This window comes from Pseudoalteromonas sp. 20-92 (assembly GCF_030847595.1).
Classification (GTDB): Bacteria; Pseudomonadota; Gammaproteobacteria; order Enterobacterales; family Alteromonadaceae; genus Pseudoalteromonas; species Pseudoalteromonas fuliginea.
The window spans coordinates 17,808-37,025 of record NZ_JANJGQ010000014.1; the positions used below are offsets into that span (position 1 = coordinate 17,808).

At 37.0% G+C, this 19,218-nt stretch carries 18 protein-coding genes; 12 read left to right on the forward strand and 6 right to left on the reverse strand.

From position 1 onward, the window contains the following. Positions 1 to 33 precede the first annotated feature (33 nt). Entirely contained in the window at positions 34 to 1,122 is a 1,089-nt protein-coding gene (locus tag NRL14_RS12765; RefSeq protein WP_149606483.1) for a sensor histidine kinase, read from the reverse strand. A gap of 326 nt (positions 1,123 to 1,448) precedes the next feature. On the opposite strand from NRL14_RS12765, the gene NRL14_RS12770 reads away from it, so the two are divergent. The 4 genes from NRL14_RS12770 to queG all read left to right on the forward strand — a co-directional run bounded on the left by NRL14_RS12770 (position 1,449) and on the right by queG (position 5,667). Then, positions 1,449 to 2,315 carry a DMT family transporter gene (locus NRL14_RS12770; RefSeq protein WP_149606484.1) on the forward strand — a complete coding sequence of 289 codons (867 nt, stop codon included), beginning with the start codon at positions 1,449 to 1,451 and terminating at the stop codon, positions 2,313 to 2,315. After that, on the forward strand, positions 2,312 to 3,016 hold the full coding sequence (locus NRL14_RS12775) for a glycerophosphodiester phosphodiesterase family protein (protein ID WP_149606485.1): 705 nt from the start codon (positions 2,312 to 2,314) through the stop codon (positions 3,014 to 3,016). The genes NRL14_RS12770 and NRL14_RS12775 overlap by 4 nt, the downstream gene beginning before the upstream one ends. A gap of 60 nt (positions 3,017 to 3,076) precedes the next feature. Continuing rightward, positions 3,077 to 4,294: a methyl-accepting chemotaxis protein gene (locus NRL14_RS12780; RefSeq protein ID WP_149606486.1), complete on the forward strand. Its 1,218-nt coding sequence runs from the start codon at positions 3,077 to 3,079 to the stop codon at positions 4,292 to 4,294. A gap of 239 nt (positions 4,295 to 4,533) precedes the next feature. Then, positions 4,534 to 5,667: a tRNA epoxyqueuosine(34) reductase QueG gene (gene queG / locus NRL14_RS12785; RefSeq protein ID WP_033029925.1), complete on the forward strand. Its 1,134-nt coding sequence runs from the start codon at positions 4,534 to 4,536 to the stop codon at positions 5,665 to 5,667. A 242-nt stretch (positions 5,668 to 5,909) separates the two neighbouring features. On the opposite strand, the gene NRL14_RS12790 is transcribed toward queG, so the two are convergent. From NRL14_RS12790 to NRL14_RS12800, 3 genes are all read right to left on the reverse strand, one after another. Next, entirely contained in the window at positions 5,910 to 7,037 is a 1,128-nt protein-coding gene (locus tag NRL14_RS12790; protein ID WP_149606532.1) for a PleD family two-component system response regulator, read from the reverse strand. A 56-nt stretch (positions 7,038 to 7,093) separates the two neighbouring features. Further along, on the reverse strand, positions 7,094 to 9,073 hold the full coding sequence (locus tag NRL14_RS12795) for an ATP-binding protein (protein ID WP_149606487.1): 1,980 nt from the start codon (positions 9,071 to 9,073) through the stop codon (positions 7,094 to 7,096). Between the two features lie 120 nt (positions 9,074 to 9,193). Next, positions 9,194 to 9,682: a GNAT family N-acetyltransferase gene (locus tag NRL14_RS12800; protein ID WP_033015403.1), complete on the reverse strand. Its 489-nt coding sequence runs from the start codon at positions 9,680 to 9,682 to the stop codon at positions 9,194 to 9,196. An 83-nt stretch (positions 9,683 to 9,765) separates the two neighbouring features. Here NRL14_RS12800 and NRL14_RS12805 point away from each other — a divergent pair, with 83 nt between their 5' ends. The 5 genes from NRL14_RS12805 (at position 9,766) to NRL14_RS12825 (ending at position 15,454) form a co-directional block, all read left to right on the forward strand. Continuing rightward, on the forward strand, positions 9,766 to 10,338 hold the full coding sequence (locus NRL14_RS12805; RefSeq protein WP_149606488.1) for a glutathione peroxidase: 573 nt from the start codon (positions 9,766 to 9,768) through the stop codon (positions 10,336 to 10,338). 85 nt (positions 10,339 to 10,423) lie between these two features. Continuing rightward, a complete protein-coding gene (locus NRL14_RS12810; protein ID WP_007376961.1) occupies positions 10,424 to 10,705 on the forward strand; it encodes a peptidylprolyl isomerase in 282 nt (93 codons plus the stop codon). Positions 10,706 to 11,554: 849 nt separating this feature from the next. Then, positions 11,555 to 11,905, forward strand: coding sequence for a DUF2750 domain-containing protein (locus NRL14_RS12815; RefSeq protein WP_007376962.1), 351 nt, complete (start codon positions 11,555 to 11,557; stop codon positions 11,903 to 11,905). Between the two features lie 146 nt (positions 11,906 to 12,051). Then, the gene (locus NRL14_RS12820) at positions 12,052 to 12,732 is read left to right on the forward strand and encodes a hypothetical protein (RefSeq protein WP_149606489.1); all 681 of its coding nucleotides are present in this window, start codon (positions 12,052 to 12,054) and stop codon (positions 12,730 to 12,732) included. A 148-nt stretch (positions 12,733 to 12,880) separates the two neighbouring features. Next, entirely contained in the window at positions 12,881 to 15,454 is a 2,574-nt protein-coding gene (locus NRL14_RS12825) for a M1 family metallopeptidase (protein ID WP_306724811.1), read from the forward strand. A 76-nt stretch (positions 15,455 to 15,530) separates the two neighbouring features. On the opposite strand, the gene NRL14_RS12830 is transcribed toward NRL14_RS12825, so the two are convergent. Both NRL14_RS12830 and NRL14_RS12835 read right to left on the reverse strand, forming a co-directional pair. After that, entirely contained in the window at positions 15,531 to 15,896 is a 366-nt protein-coding gene (locus tag NRL14_RS12830) for a hypothetical protein (protein ID WP_007376965.1), read from the reverse strand. Between the two features lie 75 nt (positions 15,897 to 15,971). Beyond that, positions 15,972 to 16,847 carry a hypothetical protein gene (locus NRL14_RS12835; RefSeq protein WP_306724812.1) on the reverse strand — a complete coding sequence of 292 codons (876 nt, stop codon included), beginning with the start codon at positions 16,845 to 16,847 and terminating at the stop codon, positions 15,972 to 15,974. Between the two features lie 157 nt (positions 16,848 to 17,004). Here NRL14_RS12835 and NRL14_RS12840 point away from each other — a divergent pair, with 157 nt between their 5' ends. The 3 genes from NRL14_RS12840 (at position 17,005) to yjjG (ending at position 19,205) form a co-directional block, all read left to right on the forward strand. Next, positions 17,005 to 17,904: a phosphoribulokinase gene (locus NRL14_RS12840; protein WP_007376967.1), complete on the forward strand. Its 900-nt coding sequence runs from the start codon at positions 17,005 to 17,007 to the stop codon at positions 17,902 to 17,904. 64 nt (positions 17,905 to 17,968) lie between these two features. Next, entirely contained in the window at positions 17,969 to 18,514 is a 546-nt protein-coding gene (gene yjjX, locus NRL14_RS12845; RefSeq protein ID WP_149614413.1) for an inosine/xanthosine triphosphatase, read from the forward strand. Positions 18,515 to 18,527: 13 nt separating this feature from the next. Then, entirely contained in the window at positions 18,528 to 19,205 is a 678-nt protein-coding gene (gene yjjG / locus NRL14_RS12850; protein ID WP_306724813.1) for a pyrimidine 5'-nucleotidase, read from the forward strand. Positions 19,206 to 19,218 lie beyond the last annotated feature (13 nt).

Genomic DNA, 19,218 nt, shown 5'->3' on the forward strand with positions numbered 1-19,218 from the left:
ACTTTTTCCTTTACTTGGTATTTTTAACTTTGCTTATGGCAAAGGAATGTGTGCTGTCAGTTTAAATCCATTTTGAATTTCAAATTTCACTTGGCCATTTAACTTTTCTACGCGCTGTTTAATACCCGTTAAACCATTGCCAGGAGTGATATTTTCACAATCACCGTTATTAAATAAATTTAGCGTTATGCTTTGTTTAGTTGATGTGAGATTAATATCGCATTGATTGGCTTTACTATGACGTAAAATATTCGTCACGCTTTCTTTAATAATTAAACACAGTTCGCTTTCTATTACTGCAGGTAACACCGGTAAATTAAGCGTTACATTAGTGATAATGTTTTGCTCCTCTAAGCGCTGCTTTAGTTGCTCAACTTGCCCTGTCAGTTGCTGCTGTTTTAAATCGGTTACAGCGTGACGAACATCTGATAAAAGCGCACGGGCTAAATCGGCTACTTGGGTAATTTCATTTCCAGCTTGTTCAAACCGCTCAGCGTTATGTAATTTGTTGGCAAGCTCGGCTTTTAGAGCTATTGATGAAAGTGAATGGCCTAAAATATCATGTAAATCACGAGCTATTCGCTCTCGCTCTGCAATTGCTGCTAATTGCTCTAGTTGGTTTGCATTTTCTTGTTCACGCTTTTTATATTGACGCTCCCTTCTTGCTGCAATGCCGTAGCTAAATAACGCAGCGCATAAAATTAAAGCAATCGCTAAAAAGTACTGAACCTTTCCTATATCACCAATATATGCGCTTAATAAAACCGAGAATATAATCGCTAGTGCAGCATAAACTCTTTGATGCTTGCTGTATGCATAGCCTGCTATATAGGCTACAAAGCCAAACAAAGTAGGAGTGCCAGTGCTGTAAAAAGTAGCACTGAAGCAAATTAATAGCATTGCTACAAATAACTTAGTTACACCAGTACCTTTACAATTTATTGCTTTTACATATAAAAGAATAAAAGCAATATAAAAAGCTAAAGAAATAACGATTTGCTCACTCGTGAAATGAGCAAAATCGATTATCATCGGTAGTAAGTAAAAGCCAGTAAAAATTAGATGTCCATATTTCCAAAAACCTTTATCGCTTTGCTTAGAAAAGACACTAAGTGAACTCATGCTAATACCTCTGGTATATTATTTTTATTTATAATTTTGTTTTTATTACTAAATATAAATAACACGAAAATACATATCAGCATAAAGCAATATGCGTCACTAATAGTAAAATTTAATGTTTCTAGCGCTTCACTAAGAGTCAAACTAAATAAAATTAAGGAATTCATAACTACCTCCAATTAAGTAGAGTAATTATGCCAGTGTGCAAAAATAATGTGAGTGTGGAATGTCATTAACTTTACTGACATTTGTCATGTATTAAAAAAATCATCTCAAGAATTTTTAACCGATGCTAATATGCTAAAAAAGCATAACAAGGAAACTCAATGCAACCCCAACAGCAAAGCCTGCTTTATTTACATATTGCCGTATTACTTTTTGGCGGAACCGCTCTATTTGCAAAGCTCATTGGCTTAAATGCACTTGATATAACCGTCTATAGAACCGCAGTTGCTGGCATTGCGATTTGGTTTTTGCTAAGTATGCAAAAAAAACCTATTAAGCTTAATAAACCTAAAGATTATTTAATGGCTATATTGCTCGGTGTGGCGGTAGGTATACATTGGGTTACCTACTTTGCTGGTATGCAAATGGCGGGTATAACAATTGGGATGCTCGCATTTTTTAGTTATCCAGTAATTACTGTATTTTTAGAGCCTTTATTTAATAAGAGTAAACCCAAAGCTAAAGATATACTTAGTGCAGCGGTGGTTATATTAGGTATTTACCTTCTTGTCCCTACTGCCAGTTTAGGTGACGACGTAACTCTTGGAGTGATAACAGGCGTAGTGTCAGCATTCTTTTTTTCAATAAGAAACATCACTCACAAACGTTACTTTAGCCAATACGGTGGCCCACAAACTATGTTTTATCAAACCTTGGTTGCAAGCCTTATGCTATGTGCATTTATAAAAGTACCTGTGTATGAAATAAGTAACCATGATTTGTTATTAATTTTGATTGCAGGGGTAATATTTACAGCTACGCCTCATTCACTATTTGCAGCCAGTTTAAAACATTTATCTGCTGCTACTGCTGGGCTCATTTCTTGCCTTCAACCTCTTTATGGCACACTATTAGCGATTATTATAATACATGAACGCCCATCAGCAATGACACTAATAGGTGGCACATTAATTGTTAGCGCCGCCTGCTTTGAAACTTGGTCAATCACAAAAAAGGCACGTAAATGAAAGTATTTGCACACAGAGGCGCAAGCGGACATTTCCCAGAAAACACCAAAAGTGCTATTTTAGAAGCGCTAAAAATAGGTGTAGATGGCATTGAAGTAGATATACAAAGTGCTATTGATGATTACATGTTAATCCACGATTCATGGCTTGATAGAACGACTAATGGCACAGGTAAGGTCAATGAATTTGACGCTGTAACAATAGCCAAGCTTGACGCGGGAAATGGTGAGTATGTACCTAACTTACAGCAGTTATTAGATTGGAATAACGATAAAACATTACTCAACCTAGAGCTTAAGCATACTTTTGAACTTGAAAAACTTGCGATTCAACTTGAATACAATATAAGTATGGGAAAAATATCACGTACCAATATTTTAGTATCATCGTTTGATCACCATCAATTACTGTGGCTTAAAAACCGTTTACCATGGTTAAAAATAGGCGTACTAACGTCTTCTATACCTATAAGCTATGCAAAATTTGCTGAAGATTTAAATGCCTATAGTGTGCATGTAGATAAAAATTTTGTTAATAAAGCATTTGCTAATGATGCAAAGCAACGCGGACTAAAAATTTATGCCTACACGGTAGACAAAGAGCAAGATATAGCACTAATGCTCGAATATGGTTTAGATGGGATTTTTACCAACTACCCCGCACAAACTAAAGCATACTTACAATCGTTAGATCATAGTTAAACACATCTATACTCCTTACATAGAACGTAAGAGCACTAATACCATAAAGGTTTCAGTAAAATGAGTAGCTACATGAAAATTTATAATTACATCGAGCAGACCTTCTTTTTCACATTAACACGTAAAATTGTAGGCAATCTAAGTTTTGTATTCCTATTTCAAGCCATCACTCTGTTTTGGTTGTACCAAAGCCTTAGCGAACAACAAAGTACAGAGCTATTTTGGCTTTTAACACTTGTAATTGTTATGGGGTTTGGTTTTACACTTTCGTATATGCGTTTTTTAATCGTGCGTCCTATTACCGCGATGTGCGATACACTAATAAAAATAAACCAACAAGATGCTAATTTAGCCGCAAAACTTCCGCATTTTTCGTATGATGAATTTAGAGATTTAAGTACCCAATACAATACTTTCACCACTCACTTAGGCGAACTACTAAATACAACTTACAGTAGCGCTGAAGCCAGTGCCAATAGTAATAAAGCCGTTACCGAGTCAATGAAAAATACGGATAACTCAAGCGAGCAACAAATACATTTAAGCCACAGTATAATTAATGCGAGTATGCAAATAACGCAAAGCTTACAAAACATAGTCATTAATACCGACAGTGTCCATAACGTTAATAATGAACATCTAAACTTTGTAAAACTCTCAGCTAAAGAGCTTTCAGCGCTTGTCGAACAAGTTAAATTAATCACTAATATGCTAGGTAGTTTTTCAAGTACGGTCGCAGGTTTAAAAGAAAACAGTGAAAATATACGTAGTATTTTAAAAATGGTTGAAGAGTTTTCAGATCAAACCAACTTATTAGCACTCAACGCTGCAATAGAAGCAGCCCGAGCAGGTGAAGCTGGACGAGGCTTTGCTGTAGTTGCCGATGAAGTCCGTACGCTTTCTATAAAAGTAAGTGGCGCAACAAGACAAATTAGTGATTTTATTACCCAAATGAATGAACTAGTGAACGAAACAAATAAAGAGTCAGAGCAACTGATCACCCACTCTAATAGTGCACAAAGTGCAATTAGTGCAACGTCTGACGGGTTTAGCAAGATGCTTAATGAATTTGAGCAAAATCAGCAACAATTGAAACAAATAGCCAGTGCCGTGCATCTGCTTGAGCAAACACAAACTCAAACTCACCAGTCTGTTGAGCAAATTGTAGAGCTAGGTGAGCAAGCTAAGCAATTAATCGACACTGCTGTGGCCGATAGCGAAAACTCTCAGCAGCTAAGCTTACAAACTCAACAACAGTTAAAACGTTTTGTACTGTAGCAAAACGTTTTAACTTATTAGAGCCTGTTGGCCTTTTAGGATTAAAATTTTTTCTACCTAAAGACAGCGCATGACAGGCATCTATGCAGCGTTATCGACTATTTATGGGGAACAACCATACAACACAGCTTTGCCTTACTTAAAAACCAAACTCACTGCTTTAAATTCAACCCGAAAGATAAACAAGCCCTAGTAAATATGGTAAATTACGCAGCTATTAATTTAAGTGTGTAAAGTGTGTGAGCAACCCAACCCCAGACTATGAAAAATTAGCCCTGCAAATAAAAACCTGGGGACAAGAGCTTGGCTTTAGCGAAGTGGGTATTACCGATATTGACCTAAGTAAGCACGAGGCTCAGCTGCAACGTTGGCTTGATGCTGGCTTTCATGGTTCAATGGACTACATGGCTTCACACGGCATGAAACGCGCTCGCCCAGCTGAATTAGTACCTGGCACACAACGTGTAATATCAGTAAAAATGAATTACCTCCCACCCGATGCTGGCTTTGCAAAAACCTTAAAAAATAAAGAAAAAGCATATATAAGCCGCTACGCACTGGGTCGTGATTATCATAAATTAATGCGTAATCGATTAAAAAAACTCGGCCAAAAAATAGAACAAGAAATTGGTGAATATGGCTTTAGACCCTTTGTAGATTCAGCCCCAGTACTTGAACGTCAACTCGCCGAAAAAGCGGGGTTAGGTTGGCGTGGTAAGCATTCTTTATTAATTAATCAAGAAGCAGGATCGTGGTTTTTTTTAGGCGAGCTATTTATTGATTTACCACTGCCAATAGACGCCGAAAACACCTTTGAAGGTTGCGGTAAATGCGTTGCCTGCATCACTCTTTGCCCAACAGGCGCAATTGTAGAGCCTTATGTCGTTGACGCACGTAAATGCATATCGTACTTAACAATAGAGCACCAAGGGCCCATTCCTGAGCAATACAGGACTCTATTGGGTAATAGAATTTATGGCTGCGATGATTGTCAGTTAGTATGCCCTTGGAATCGTTATGGCCAAATTACTGACGAAAACGATTTTCACCCGCGAACTCAATTAAAAGACAAAGATTTACTTGAGTTGTTTGCTTGGGATGAAGCTACTTTTTTAAAAAATACCGAAGGCAGTCCTATTCGCCGTATTGGTCACGAACGTTGGTTACGTAACTTAGCAATAGGGTTAGGTAATGCACAATTTAGTCCCGCTATTATTTATGCCTTAGAAGACAAAAGCCAAATATGCAGTGAACTTGTTTTAGAGCATATTGAATGGGCACTTTCCCAACAAAATGATAAACAACGAGTAGCGCTTCGTAAAACAGCTAGGTTAATCAGAATTGTAGAAAAAGGCTTACCCAGAGATGCATAATGCAGTTGATGTAAGCCTTTAAAGTAACATTATTTAGTTAAATATATTTAGCCTGAACTCTGGTTAAGAGATTCACTAACATTTGAATAATAACTATATTTAAACTTATTCCCTCTAGCCAGAGACTTCCAGTAAAACAGGCGAACTTGCATGTCAATCGCGGGCCTATTGCAAGAAAATTCAACGCAGTCAGTGCTGAACAAACTGCTTGAGATAGATTTATTATCCAGTCTTCAGGTTACTTAGCTCTTTAAAAGTAATGACAGGTCTTGTTCAATCTCAGCAAAAGAGGCTTTAACTTCTTGAACTGACTCCTCTCTTGCAATTGAATTTTGAATTGTTTCATCTACTTTTTTGTAAATAAAAACCTCTTGGTCCTCATCTAATCCCATTGTTGGTATTCGCACTTCAAGATTTTCTTGTAGTTGCTTAAAAACTCTTTCGTTATTTTTACGATTATCGTTAAGTAAGCCAATTAAACTATGAAATTTACTATGTACGGAATTTGCGACCGTATTTAGTCGTTCTTGCTGGGATACAAGTATTCTTTTGGTCATTATTGCTCGTAATTGCTGCTCTGTAACACTGACAATAAAACATACGTGGTCACGAATTCGTCCATGCTTATCTGGATCATGATCCGGCATATTTAAAACCAGCAAGCTTATGTATTCGTAGTTAACCAAAATTCGATGTGAAAATTCGTGCAACCGACCTTTACTTTTAAGCATTTCAAATAGTTCAATAACAATCGGTGAACAAACCCCATGTAACGCAAAATGCTCTATAACATTCGCATATCGAAACTCTACGTTACTTTGCAAATTAAAAGACTGTAGACAATCTATGAGCGCTTTTCCTAAACTTTGGGGATCATTTATAAAACCAATATTTTCAACATAATTAACTATTTGCCCCATTTCACTACTGTTAGCCATCGCATTAAATGCTGTAGAAGTTGCATCTTCAACTTGTTTTTCAAGACTCTCTTTCTCTACCAACACTTGATTCAAATTATTTAATTTAGACTTGAGTTCGTCATGTCCAAACGGTTTAACAATATAATCTTCTGCACCAACAGAGTAACCTTCCATACGTTCCTCAACCGTCCCCCTTGCTGATACAAACATCACAATTATATGCGCGGTATTTGGGTTGGATTTAAGGCTCTTACAGACTTCGTAACCATTCATTTGTGGCATACTCACATCCAGCAATATAACCTGAGGCATATAGTCCTCTACCATACTCAAGCACTCTGGACCGCTAACGGCTACCTTTAATTCAAAATCGAGGTCCTCCAGAATCTCTTCTATAATTTCAAGATTAAAGGGTTCGTCATCCACTGCGAGTATTTTTGTTAAAGCCATCGTTTCATCATCCATTTAAATTCTAAATATGCTACTTCAAACACTTGTTTAAAAAATTAACTGCTTTGCAGTGCTAAGTGTTCGTCTAGGTTTATTTTAAGTGGTATTTGTATACAAATAGTAGCGCCGCCATTAGTGTTATTTAAGGCTGTAATATTACCTTGATGCAAAGAAACAAACTCCCTACATAATGCAAGGCCTAACCCTGTTCCACCAGCTCCGCTATTGGTTTTACTGCTTTGTACAAATTTAGTGAAAATGTCTTCAAGTTCATCCTCAGGTATACCAATACCATTATCGATAACGGCTATTACTGCAAACTCGTTCTCAGATGCCAATTCCACTTTAATTTTACTTTTTGGCTCACTAAACTTTAATGCGTTACCTAATAAATTACACATTAATTGATTAATTTGTTCCTCATCACACAGAGCGACTACCGGGTTAGACTGCACTGAAAAAATGATTTCAATCTCTTTTTCCATTGCAGTTCCAGCGACATCATCAATACTCGTTCTAATGATATTAGCTAAATTATGTGTTCTAGGATTGAAAGGAAATTTACCCACATCAAGCTTGGATAGATCCAGTAAATTATTAAGTAACGAAAGTAACCGCTCTCCACTAGATTCTATTCGAGACAAGTACTTAAATAATTTTTCTTCCGCAAAATCACCAACCTCTAATTTATTTAAGCCAAAACGAGAAAAGCTTAAAATTGAATGCATTGGTGTGCGAAGTTCGTGAGACATGTTTGCTAAAAATTCTGATTTACTTAAATTGGCGGCTTCAGCCACATTTTTAGCATGCTCTAACTGTGAGGTACGCGCTCTAACTTGTTCTTCTAAAATATCTTTTGCTTCAAGTAGCAACTCTTCTTTTTGTTTTAAGTGCGTTACATTTTTAAAAATAACTGCCAGCGCAATTTCACCATGGTGATCTATTTCATTAAAAGATCCCACAAGAGGTATATAACCCCCTAGTGTTTTTGTTAAACGTAAATCGCAACTAAACTGTCGATTACTATTTAAAGTCAAAATTTTATCTTTAATCCCTGCGCTTGAATCAACATCTAAAAAATCAAAAAGAGACTTACTTTCTAATTCATTAAATGGTAAATCAAATAGCTTTAAGCAAGCATCATTCGCTTCAATAACTTTACCGCCGCGCTCAAATAACATAATTGCATCGGGTGTATGCTTATAAATAACTTGTAATAAGCTATCCTTTTCAATAAGCGCATCTACGGTGTCTTGAAGCCTTTCTACTAACTCTGCATTATGTCGTTTCAATAATTCGGTTTGCCATAGCTTATGGACCGACTGCAAAAGAATACTATCGTTAAGAGGTTTAATGAGTACATCTTCAACTCCCTCACGAATAGCCTCAATCATGGACACTTGATCAGGGCGTGACGTAAAAAGTAAACACCTACAATGTGGCTGCTTTAATTTTAGGCTAGAAAATATACCTAACCCAGTTACATCACCAAAACTAAAATCACTAATTAATATATCAATTTTAGTATCAACGGATATTGCCAATACTTCATCTAAATTTGTCGCGGTGTGGGTGTTTATATGAGCGCCTACTAAGCTGCTTTTCATTTTTTCAAGACGCTCAGGTATATGATCAACCAGTAAAATAGTGGGTAATTGAAGAATATGGTTAGAGCCAAGCTCTAATAAACTCTCAAGTAGAGAAGTTATCTCCTTATTAGAAAAAAATGGGTAAACTACAGTTGCATTAGCAACAGCATGATTAAGCTCACTAAATGCGTTTAGTTGTTCACCATTTTCAGCTTTTGGAGCAAGCAACATAAACCGTGATTGTGAGACCTTAGCAATCAACGGTTCAATAGAAATAACAGGTACTCCATGCGCCACTATAATTAAATCATACGCATCAACATTTATATGCATATCGAGCATAGAAAAATGAATTAATTCAACCTCACATCCAATTAACTCTAAAAGTACTTTTACTCGCATTGCGATAATAGTGCTGCTGTCTACTATTAATATTTTCCGAATCATCAAGCTACACTTTAAAAATAATTAACTTAATATATTAATAGCGTAGCCTATTATTGTTTAGTTAGCATAGGTTCTTAGCGTTATTTCATAAGAATTTTTTACCTAAAAGAGATACGAACTTTATTCTACATGTTTTCCGAAAATAGTAAGGCTATAAAGCTTACTATCCATCATAGCGACATTGGGTAACTCTCCCCAAACATCGAAGCCAAAATGTTTAAATAGATTTACACTTGGTAAGTTGTGGCTAAAAATAAATCCTAGCAATACGCGTATATTTAGTTGTTTAGCTTGGATTTGTGCAAATTCCATCAACTTTTTGCCAAGCCCTTTACCTTGTGCTTTTGCGGTAATATATATGCTCATTTCAACAGTGCCATCGTAAGCTGGGCGACCATAAAATGATTTATAACTAAGCCATGCGAGTATTTTGTTATTCTCACAGTAAACATAAATAGGTCTTTTTTGTGTATGGCTATTAAACCACTCACGCTTTTCTTCAACGGTGACTTCTTCAGTGTCAGCAGTCACCATTCGACCAGCAATAGTCTCGTTGTAAATTGCTACGATTTCGCTAAGATCATTTATAGTTGCTAAACGGGTTGTCATAATAGATTGCATGGTTGATCAATTTTCTCCATATTAGCGTATGATCATCCACTCAAACAATCGTAAAGTTTAGGTCGTTAGCTATGCTAAAAAAAATATTACTCGGGTTAGGGGTTTTATTAATAAATACACCACTTCATGCTCAAACAGAATCAATTGATAAGCACGTGGCCACAACATGCCAAGATTTTACTAACGTCAATATACGTAAGTTACGTTCTAAAGAGTCAATCAACTTATGTCAGTTTAAAAATAAGCCTTTATTGATCGTCAATACAGCCAGTAACTGCGGTTTCACACCTCAATTTAAAGGCTTAGAAGCACTTTATAAACAATATAAAAGTCAGGGATTAGTTGTCTTAGGGTTTCCTTCTGACGATTTCTTTCAAGAAGAAAATGATGAAAAAGCGACAGCTAAAGTCTGCTTTATTAATTATGGGGTTACTTTTCCTATGTTTGCTACCAGTGAAGTACGAGGCAGTGATGCCAATCCTATTTTTAAACACCTAAATGAGCAAACTAGTTCCCCTAATTGGAATTTTTATAAATACCTAGTATCTGCAGATCGCAAAACAATTTTACGATTTAACAGCAAAGTGTCACCTGACTCAGAAAAGATGATTACGGCAATTGAAAATACACTTTCTAATAATTAAGTTTATACTGGTACAATTAGTTGAAACTAACTAGAATGACATTTCATTAGGTTAAAAAAACACCACATAATAAGCGGGAGATTTTATGACAGTGGCAAGCGCACGACACATATTAGTAGATAGCGAAGCACAATGCTTAGACTTAAAAACAAAAATTGAACAAGGTGAAGATTTTGCTGAATTAGCAAAAAACCACTCTAACTGTCCTTCAGGTCAAGATGGCGGCGCCCTTGGCGAGTTTGGACCTGGCATGATGGTACCAGAATTTGATAAAGTGGTGTTTTCTGCGCCTATTAACCAAGTACAAGGCCCAGTACAAACACAATTTGGTTATCATTTACTTGAAGTTACTAGCCGTTCAGAATAAATTTTTGTATTGTAAGTAAAACTTCTAAAAGCCGCTTTTGCGGCTTTTTTAATGAGCAATTAATACCAACTTTCTTATACCAATCCGCAATAATACTTAATCAATCTGAGATATCAAATCTGACGCTAGCTACGTTAAAAACTTCTGATATAGAACAAATAACGAAATTTTTCCTTGTTATCGACACGATTTTCTTACTTCAAAATAGATTATTTAATTAAGCGAATTGGTATTATATATTGAGTCTATTTAACGATAAGAAAACTGCGCTAGAACTAGGCAAAAATTTTTACTAATATATTGAACCATAATGGTATTTAAATTTATTGTTCTCTAAGAGCTATTTAATCGCGGCGTGAGTTTTATAACCTAGTGGGCTAAGTAAAAAAACCGAGCAACAAAGAGTAAATAGCTCTAGACAGAACCTTACGGGCAGCTCATGTTTAACCTCGAAAGATAAACAGGTCCTAGCCAGAGGTTTTCAGTGAAAACAAGGCAAGTTTACGCGCCAATAGTGGGCCAATTACAAGTAAGTTCAACGCAGTTAGCGTTAAAAATAACTGACTAGGGTAAGTTTATTATCCAGAATTCAGATTACTTACGCTTTAATTTCATAAAATGAACATATTGTTGAAACATTAAACTATTTAACTGCCCATTTAACTGGTGATGAATTTAAAGGCTGTGAATGCTTCAACATCAGTTTATACTGCCCGCTTGATTGGATTTGCTTTCGTTTGTTGACTCATTTTTGACAACATTCGTAATTTATTGCTTTTCATAAGTAATATAACCAACGCCAAGCAGCTATAGATACTAATCCTAGTCACTAATTAAAAAGGTAAACACATGAGCGATATCGAAATTGAATCACAACTAGTTAACTTTGTAGAAAAAGTACGTGTTAGCGAAGTAATTTGGGCGCTAGGTGCAGAAGATAATGGCTTTGTAGTATGTGATTCAAATCAATTTGACGAAACTGACGTATTACTACTTTGGGAAAGCGAAGAAGCTGCCAAGGCACAATGTAAAGAAGAATGGAAAGACTACAGCCCTGTAGAAATTAATCTTGACGAGTTTTTAGATGCTTGGGTTGAAGATTTAAGCGAAGATAACGCACTAGTTGGTATTAATTGGAATGATGACCAAGTATGTGTGGAAATTGAACCTGTTGGTCTAGCTCGCGCATTAAGCGAATAAACAGATAGCGTAGCTTATTATAAAGTTACTAAAACCCAACAAGTCCGCTGCTCGTTGGGTTTAATTGATTTTAATCTCAACGACACTCGCATCTTACTGTGGTTTGAGTATAAAATATAACACGTCTTTATTTTCAAGGTATTGCGTTGAAAACCCATCTTGGCCGTCGTCCTTTTTCAGCTATGGAGCTGCATACACTTTATAATGGATATATATACGGTGATGTTAAAGTTATGCGCGAGCAACCAAAACATTGGCACTTTTGGCTGCCCTTAATTTCATATTATAGTGGTGCTTACAGTGACGAAATTGGTTACTTAACACTTGATGATCTAATCTTTAAACAAAATATTTTATGTTTTAGTTTTCATACTCACGGAAAAATAAAGCCCCGCTTAGTCCCTGTACACAAAGTGCTTATAAATTATGGTCTTAATGAATATATAGCGTTTATTAAATCGCAAAATCAACACCGATTGATGTTCGACTTGCCCGCAAAAACTGGCAGGTACAGTGAAAAAGTGCGTATTTGGTTTTCAGGTGAAGGTGAGCGAGCCGGCTATTTACAAAAGTGTGATATACCAAATGTTGATCAACTCGGCATGAAAACAGCAATAAGCAGCTTACGCCTCAACTTTGAGCAACAAGTTCGTATACATGCTCTGCAGGCTAACTCGAAAGACGCCTTTAATTACCTCATGGGATTTAACGAATATTCACATAATGAATTTAACAACGTGCTTTTATTAAATAACGTGATCCAAAAAATACGTGTTATTAACTCACACCTGCATTGGCAACGTTTTATAACACGTGAAAGTCACTGACAAACTTTGTTACTATTTCCCCTTAAAGTCACTGTTATAATCAATTACTCTATTTAAAAAAGCTGTTAGGATATCCACATCCCTAATTATATACGCATAAAAAAGCCTATTTAGGGTAATTTCTAACAACAACAATCTAGGGATCATTATGTTTCTCAAAAGCCTCTTAACTGTGAGCGTTGCGCTGGCAATGAATGCTGCAAACGCTAACGAATTTGTTATCGAAAAACTCGCAAAACCAAGCTCGCAAAAAGTATCGCTAACACTCGACCCAAGCCAAGATACATTCACAGGGATGACAGAGATTTCCCTAGAAGTACTAAAACCAACAAAATACATTGAGCTAAATGGCGTTGCTTACGCTGTTAAAATGGCGCAACTGCTTGGCGACGAAAGCTGTGATTTAAACAACGAAATGCTTAAAACAGGCAAAGTTAAATTTAGTTGTGATGAGCAAATTCAACCAGGTAAATACACGCTTAAAGTTGATTTTTCAGCGCCATATAATCGCCAAAGCGTAGGCTTGTACAAAACGCTAGACCAAGGTACGCCTTATTTATTTACTCAGTTTGAAATGAGCGACGCGCGTCGTGCGTTTCCTGTTTTTGACGAACCTAGCTATAAAATTCCATTTCAGTTAACGATTACTGCGCCTACATCACAAAAAGTATATTCAAATACGCCTGAGCTTAAAGCAATCGTTAATGGTGATATGACCACACACTACTTTGATAAAACGCCGCCAATTCCTTCATACTTAGTCGCTATGGCTGTTGGCCCGTTTGAAGAATTAGAAATAAAAGGTATGCCAATTCCTGGTCGTGTAATTACCCCACAAGGTAAAATCCACTTAGCCCAATACGCTAAAGAAAACATGCCAAAAGTACTAGGCGCACTTGAAGCCTATTTTGGTATTCCTTACGTTTACAAAAAATTAGACTCAGTAGCGGTACCAGAGTTTCCATTTGGCGCAATGGAAAACTCCGGCTTAGTAACCTACCGAGAAGATATTTTATTAGTTGATTTAGCTGCAGCAACACGCAGTAAAAAACAGCGTAATGTATCAATTATATCTCACGAACTTGCTCACCAATGGTACGGTAACTTAGTAACCATGAAGTGGTGGAACGACTTATGGTTAAACGAAGCGTTTGCTAGCTGGATGGCTGCAAAAATTACTAAGCAGCTTAACCCTGAGTTTGAATCGCACTTAGACCTGCCACAAAACAACGTAATGGCACTTGATGCACGCCTAAGCACTAAGCCTATTCGTAAGCCAATTAAAACTGAAGCCGACATTATGGACGGTTTAGGTCTTGCTTACAGTAAAGGCAGCTCAGTACTTGCCATGGTTGAAAACTGGATTGGCGAAGATGCATTTCAAAAAGGTATTCAAAGTTACTTAAAAGAGTTTTCATTTAAAAATGCTGAAGCAGCCGATTTGTGGGAAGCACTTGGTAAAGCTTCAAATAAAGATGTAGCGGGTGTTTTAAAATCGTTTATTGAGCAATCTTCTTTTCCGCTGGTTGAAGTAACTCAACAAGGTAGCAAAATAACTATTTCACAAAGCCGCTTTGTAAACGCAGGCGTTGATGCGCAAGAGCAGTTATGGAATGTACCGGTGGCAATTAAATATGGCGCTGGCGATAAAGTAAAAACAGCAAACGTATTACTTAATAAACAAAGCCAAACGCTAGACTTAGACTTTGAACCAGAGTGGATTTATCCTGACCAAGGAGCACTAGGCTACTACCGCTGGGTAATGGATGACGCACAATTTAGCGCACTTGTTAAAAAGGCGCCAAGCGTATTGAGTGACCGTGAACGCTTAGCGCTGTTATCGGCTACTGACGCGCTACTTGATGCTGGTGTTATATCTGCTGCTAAGTTAATGCAAACACTTGAAGTGTTCGTAAGCGATAGCCACCCTCGCGTAGCAAATACCGCACTAGGTTACTTAGTATCGCAACAGCGCACTTTTAAAGACGATAGCAATAAAAACCTATGGCCTGAATTTATTCGCGGTGCAGTAACGCCTGCTGCTAAAAAGTATGGTTTAGAAGCAAAAGCGGGTGAAGATGGTGCTATTGCACAACTTCGTGCAGCCGTTGTATCACGCTTAGGTTTTGATGGTGAAGATCAAAACGTCATCAATAAAGCCAAAGAACAAACGCAAGTTTATTTAAATGATCCACAAAAAGTAGACCCATACTTAGCGGGTACGTACTTAACTCTTGCTGCTTTTCATGGTGACAAAGCGCTGCTTGATCAATTCATGACAACGTTCAAAACAACTAAAGATCCGCAAGTGCGCACAAACATGCTTGCAGCTATGGGCTTTTTTGGTAAACCTGAGTTACAAAAAACAGTATTAGCTTATAGCTTAACGGATGAAGTAACGGCATCTGACATGCGTACTATTTTGTCAGGTCAAAGTTACACAGATGAGCGCCAAGCGTTATTTATTGACTGGGTTTACAGTAACTACGATAAAGTAACAGCAAGCTTACCGCCTTTCTTTATTCCTAACTTGCCGTACTTTACAACGGCGAGTTGTAATGCAGAAAGCTTAGCGACAACAAAAACCTTCTTTAACGAAAAAGTAGCTGATGTAGCAGGCTACGCGCGCACATTAAGTAAGCTTGAAGAAAGCACAAACGATTGTATTGCGCTTAAAACACGCGAACTTGAATCGGTTAATAGCTTCTTAAAAAGTAAGTAATTATTAGGTTTATTGAGCTATAAAAATACAAAAGCCGCTGAATATAAATTCAGCGGCTTTTTACATTTATGTTTTATTAATTACCAATAATCATAGTTAGCTTGGCTATAAAGTCTTTTGCTGCTTGCTCAGAGTTTATTTTAAACGCAACACCGTAGTGAATAGGTTGAGCGCTTTTAAAAATGCGCGTAGGAAAGCGTGTCATCTCACTGCTATGGAAGTACCCTTGCGCACGTGTTACGCCATCTATATCATTAAAATCATCGCTAAATACTTCAAATGCTGGGCGAATTACTATTTTACCCTTGCCGCTTTCGCTGTGGGTATAAAATGCTTCTTTAGAGTTTACTAACATGTACTCTGCAATATTTTTAATCTTAAAATTACTTCTGCACTGTAATTTAATGAGCTGTTCTGTCAGCTCGTCTGCACTATAAGCCACGTGTAATCCCTATTAGTTAATTTGCGTATTAGATTAACGCATACACACAATAAAATCTGAATTTATTTGTCTATTTTACTTTGTTATATCACATACAAAAGCGAGCTTTTCATTGTTGTAACTCATTCTCGTTATATTTTTTTCGCAGTAGGTGCTTAAATTAAGCCATTGCGATACTTCATCACTTCCATCAAGTTTACGCTGATAAACGCGGTTTTTAATAGCATAAGCAATGGTCGTATTATCTTTTAAAATAAAATCTTGAACTTGAGCCGGTAACCTTAATAGGTCTTCAACTTGTTTATCTTGTTGATTAAAACTCGCTAAAATGTGTTGCTCGTTTTTAGTGTAACTAAATAAAAATGCAGCCATTGAGTTGTTATAAATAAGCGTTCGCCCAATATTACTGGCAGCTATTTTTCCCTTCGCTTGTGCAACTGAAGTATATTGAAGAGTATGAGGCTTTCCTAAAATGAACATCACTAAATCATTTTGAACACCCCATGCATGGTACCCAACAGGTTCAATCCAATCAAAAATACGACTTGGCGCATCTTCATTTTTGAGTGGGTATTGCCACAATTTTTGCTTACCGTCAGCTTCTACAACAATCGCTGATATTGCATCACCACTTGCCATAACCGTTGGTGAATATTCGCTTACTGGAGAATTAGTTATATTGCTGATTTGTTTTGATGTTAAGTCATAATAAGCAATATCGGTTTGGCTTTGCTCATCAGTAATTACTTCACGAGTAAAGTATAAACCTGTATTTGTTAAATGTGGCTGGTTGTTATAACTGTTTTTATCACTCACAATACTAACTTGTAAGCCATAAGGCGTATTTAAATCAGCAAGTAATACTTGGCTTTTTGGCATGCTAGCCTGCACCACAATTGGGCTAAGCGCTGCTATAGAAAATAATCCAAGTAATGGTTTAATAAGTTTCATGCTTTCTCTCGTTTTAATTTTAAGCACCTCATGATAACGTTATTTGCTGATGGCGTCACTTGAGCTAAGTCAGTCAACTCTTAAGATACCCAAACGACTTAAAATAATGTTAAGTTTAGTCTGGTTATAAAATCGGCTCCTAAAAAAGAGAATTAACATGTCAGCTAAAAATCCTATTATTGCGATTACGGGTTCGTCTGGTGCAGGCACAACCACCACAACCAATGCAATTAAACATATTTTTCGTAGCCTTAATATTGAAGCGGCTTTTATCGAAGGGGATAGCTTTCATCGTTACACTCGCCCTGAAATGGATAAAAAAGTACGCGAAGCACAGCAAGAAGGTAAGCACATAAGTTACTTTGGCCGAGAAGCCAATGACTTTGGTGCCCTCGAAACTTTATTTAATCATTATGGTGAAACTGGGCAAGGTAAATTACGCCGCTATTTACATACATTTGATGAAGCGGTTCCGTACAATCAGCTACCGGGCACCTTTACTCCTTGGCAAGAGCTTGAGCATAATACTGATATTTTATTTTATGAAGGTTTACACGGTGGTGTAGTCGATCAAGATGTAGACGTTGCTAAGCATGTTGATTTATTAATAGGCATGGTGCCTATTATTAACCTTGAGTGGATTCAAAAACTGATACGCGATACCTCTGAGAGAGGTCATTCACGTGAGGCTGTTATGGACTCAATTGTCCGTAGTATGGATGATTACATTAATCACATCACGCCACAGTTTTCTCGAACTCATATAAATTTCCAACGAGTGCCGACCGTTGATACTTCAAATCCATTTAGCGCTAAAGATATTCCATCGCTTGATGAAAGCTTTGTAGTTATTCGCTTTAGAGGTATTGATGATGTTGATTTTCCATATTATTTACGCATGATCGAAGGCAGTTTTATGTCTCGTATAAATACGCTTGTAGTACCTGGTGGCAAAATGGGCTTAGCAATGGAGCTGGTGCTTACTCCACTAATTAAAGATATTATTTTGAAAAAGCGTGCACTGGAAAACTTAGCACCTCTGGATATACCTATTTAACTCCTCTTCTAAGGTTGAGCTCTCTCACGTACACTGCTGATTTTTAGTAACAATAAGGGACATTGTGTTGTACTCATTAAAAATTATTGTGGGTTCTAAAAACCCTGTAAAAATTAACGCGGCTAAATATATTTTTGCAATGTATTTCCCTGATCATGAAATTGATTGCCAAGGTGTTGATGCCCCATCCAATGTGCCAGATCAACCTATTGGCGAAGACGAAACACGCATTGGCGCGCAAAACCGCGTTGATTACTGCAAAGAACATTACCAAGCTCACTATTACGTGGCAATGGAAGGCGGTGCAGAGCAGTTTAGCTATGGCCCAGCAACCTTTGCCTATGTAGTTATTGATAATGCCTTAAATCAAATTATAGGGCGCAGCAGTAACCTCCCCTTACCTCAAGTACTTTATAATGCATTACTTAAAGGTGAAGAGCTTGGCGATGTAATGGACAAGGCATTCAATACCACCAATATTAAGCAAAAAGGGGGCGCTATTGGACTACTTACAAACAATCATGCCACGCGTGAAAGTACGTATACACAAGCACTCACTTTAGCTATGGCGCCATTTTTACACTCTGAGCTATACAGCCAAACAAATTAATTTAGGAAGTTTAATGAAATACAGCTATGTATTGTTTGACGCAGACGAAACCTTATTTAGGTTTGATATTTTAGCGGGCATGACTCGCATGTTTAAAGCTTACAACGTAGATTTTAGCCAAGACGATTATATTCATTATCAAAAAACCAATAAGCAGCTGTGGATTGATTATCAAAACGGTTCTATAACTGCTGATTACTTACAAGTAACTCGCTTTAATGAATGGGCTGCAAAGCTAAATGTGCCAGCAAAAGAGCTAAACGATGCTTTTTTAGATGCTATGGCGCAAATTTGCGAGCCATTACCTGGCGCTATAGAACTTTTAAATAAGCTTAAGCCAAATGCTCGACTAGGTATTATTACTAACGGATTTGCCCGCCTACAAACAGTACGTTTAGAACACACTGGTTTAAAAGATATGTTTGAATGGTTGGTTATATCTGAGCTTGTTGGCATAGCAAAACCGAATAAAGCGATTTTTGAACACACATTTGAGCTAATGGGTAACCCAGATAAAAGCGAGATACTTATGGTCGGTGACACCGCAGCAAGTGACATACTTGGCGGCAACAATGCAGGTATTGATACTTGCTGGTTACAACACCCTGGTGAGCAATTACCCGACGGAATAAAACCAACCTATACCGTAACTCATTTAAATCAGTTACAAGCTATTTTAGAATTGCAATAAAGTAAATTTTACG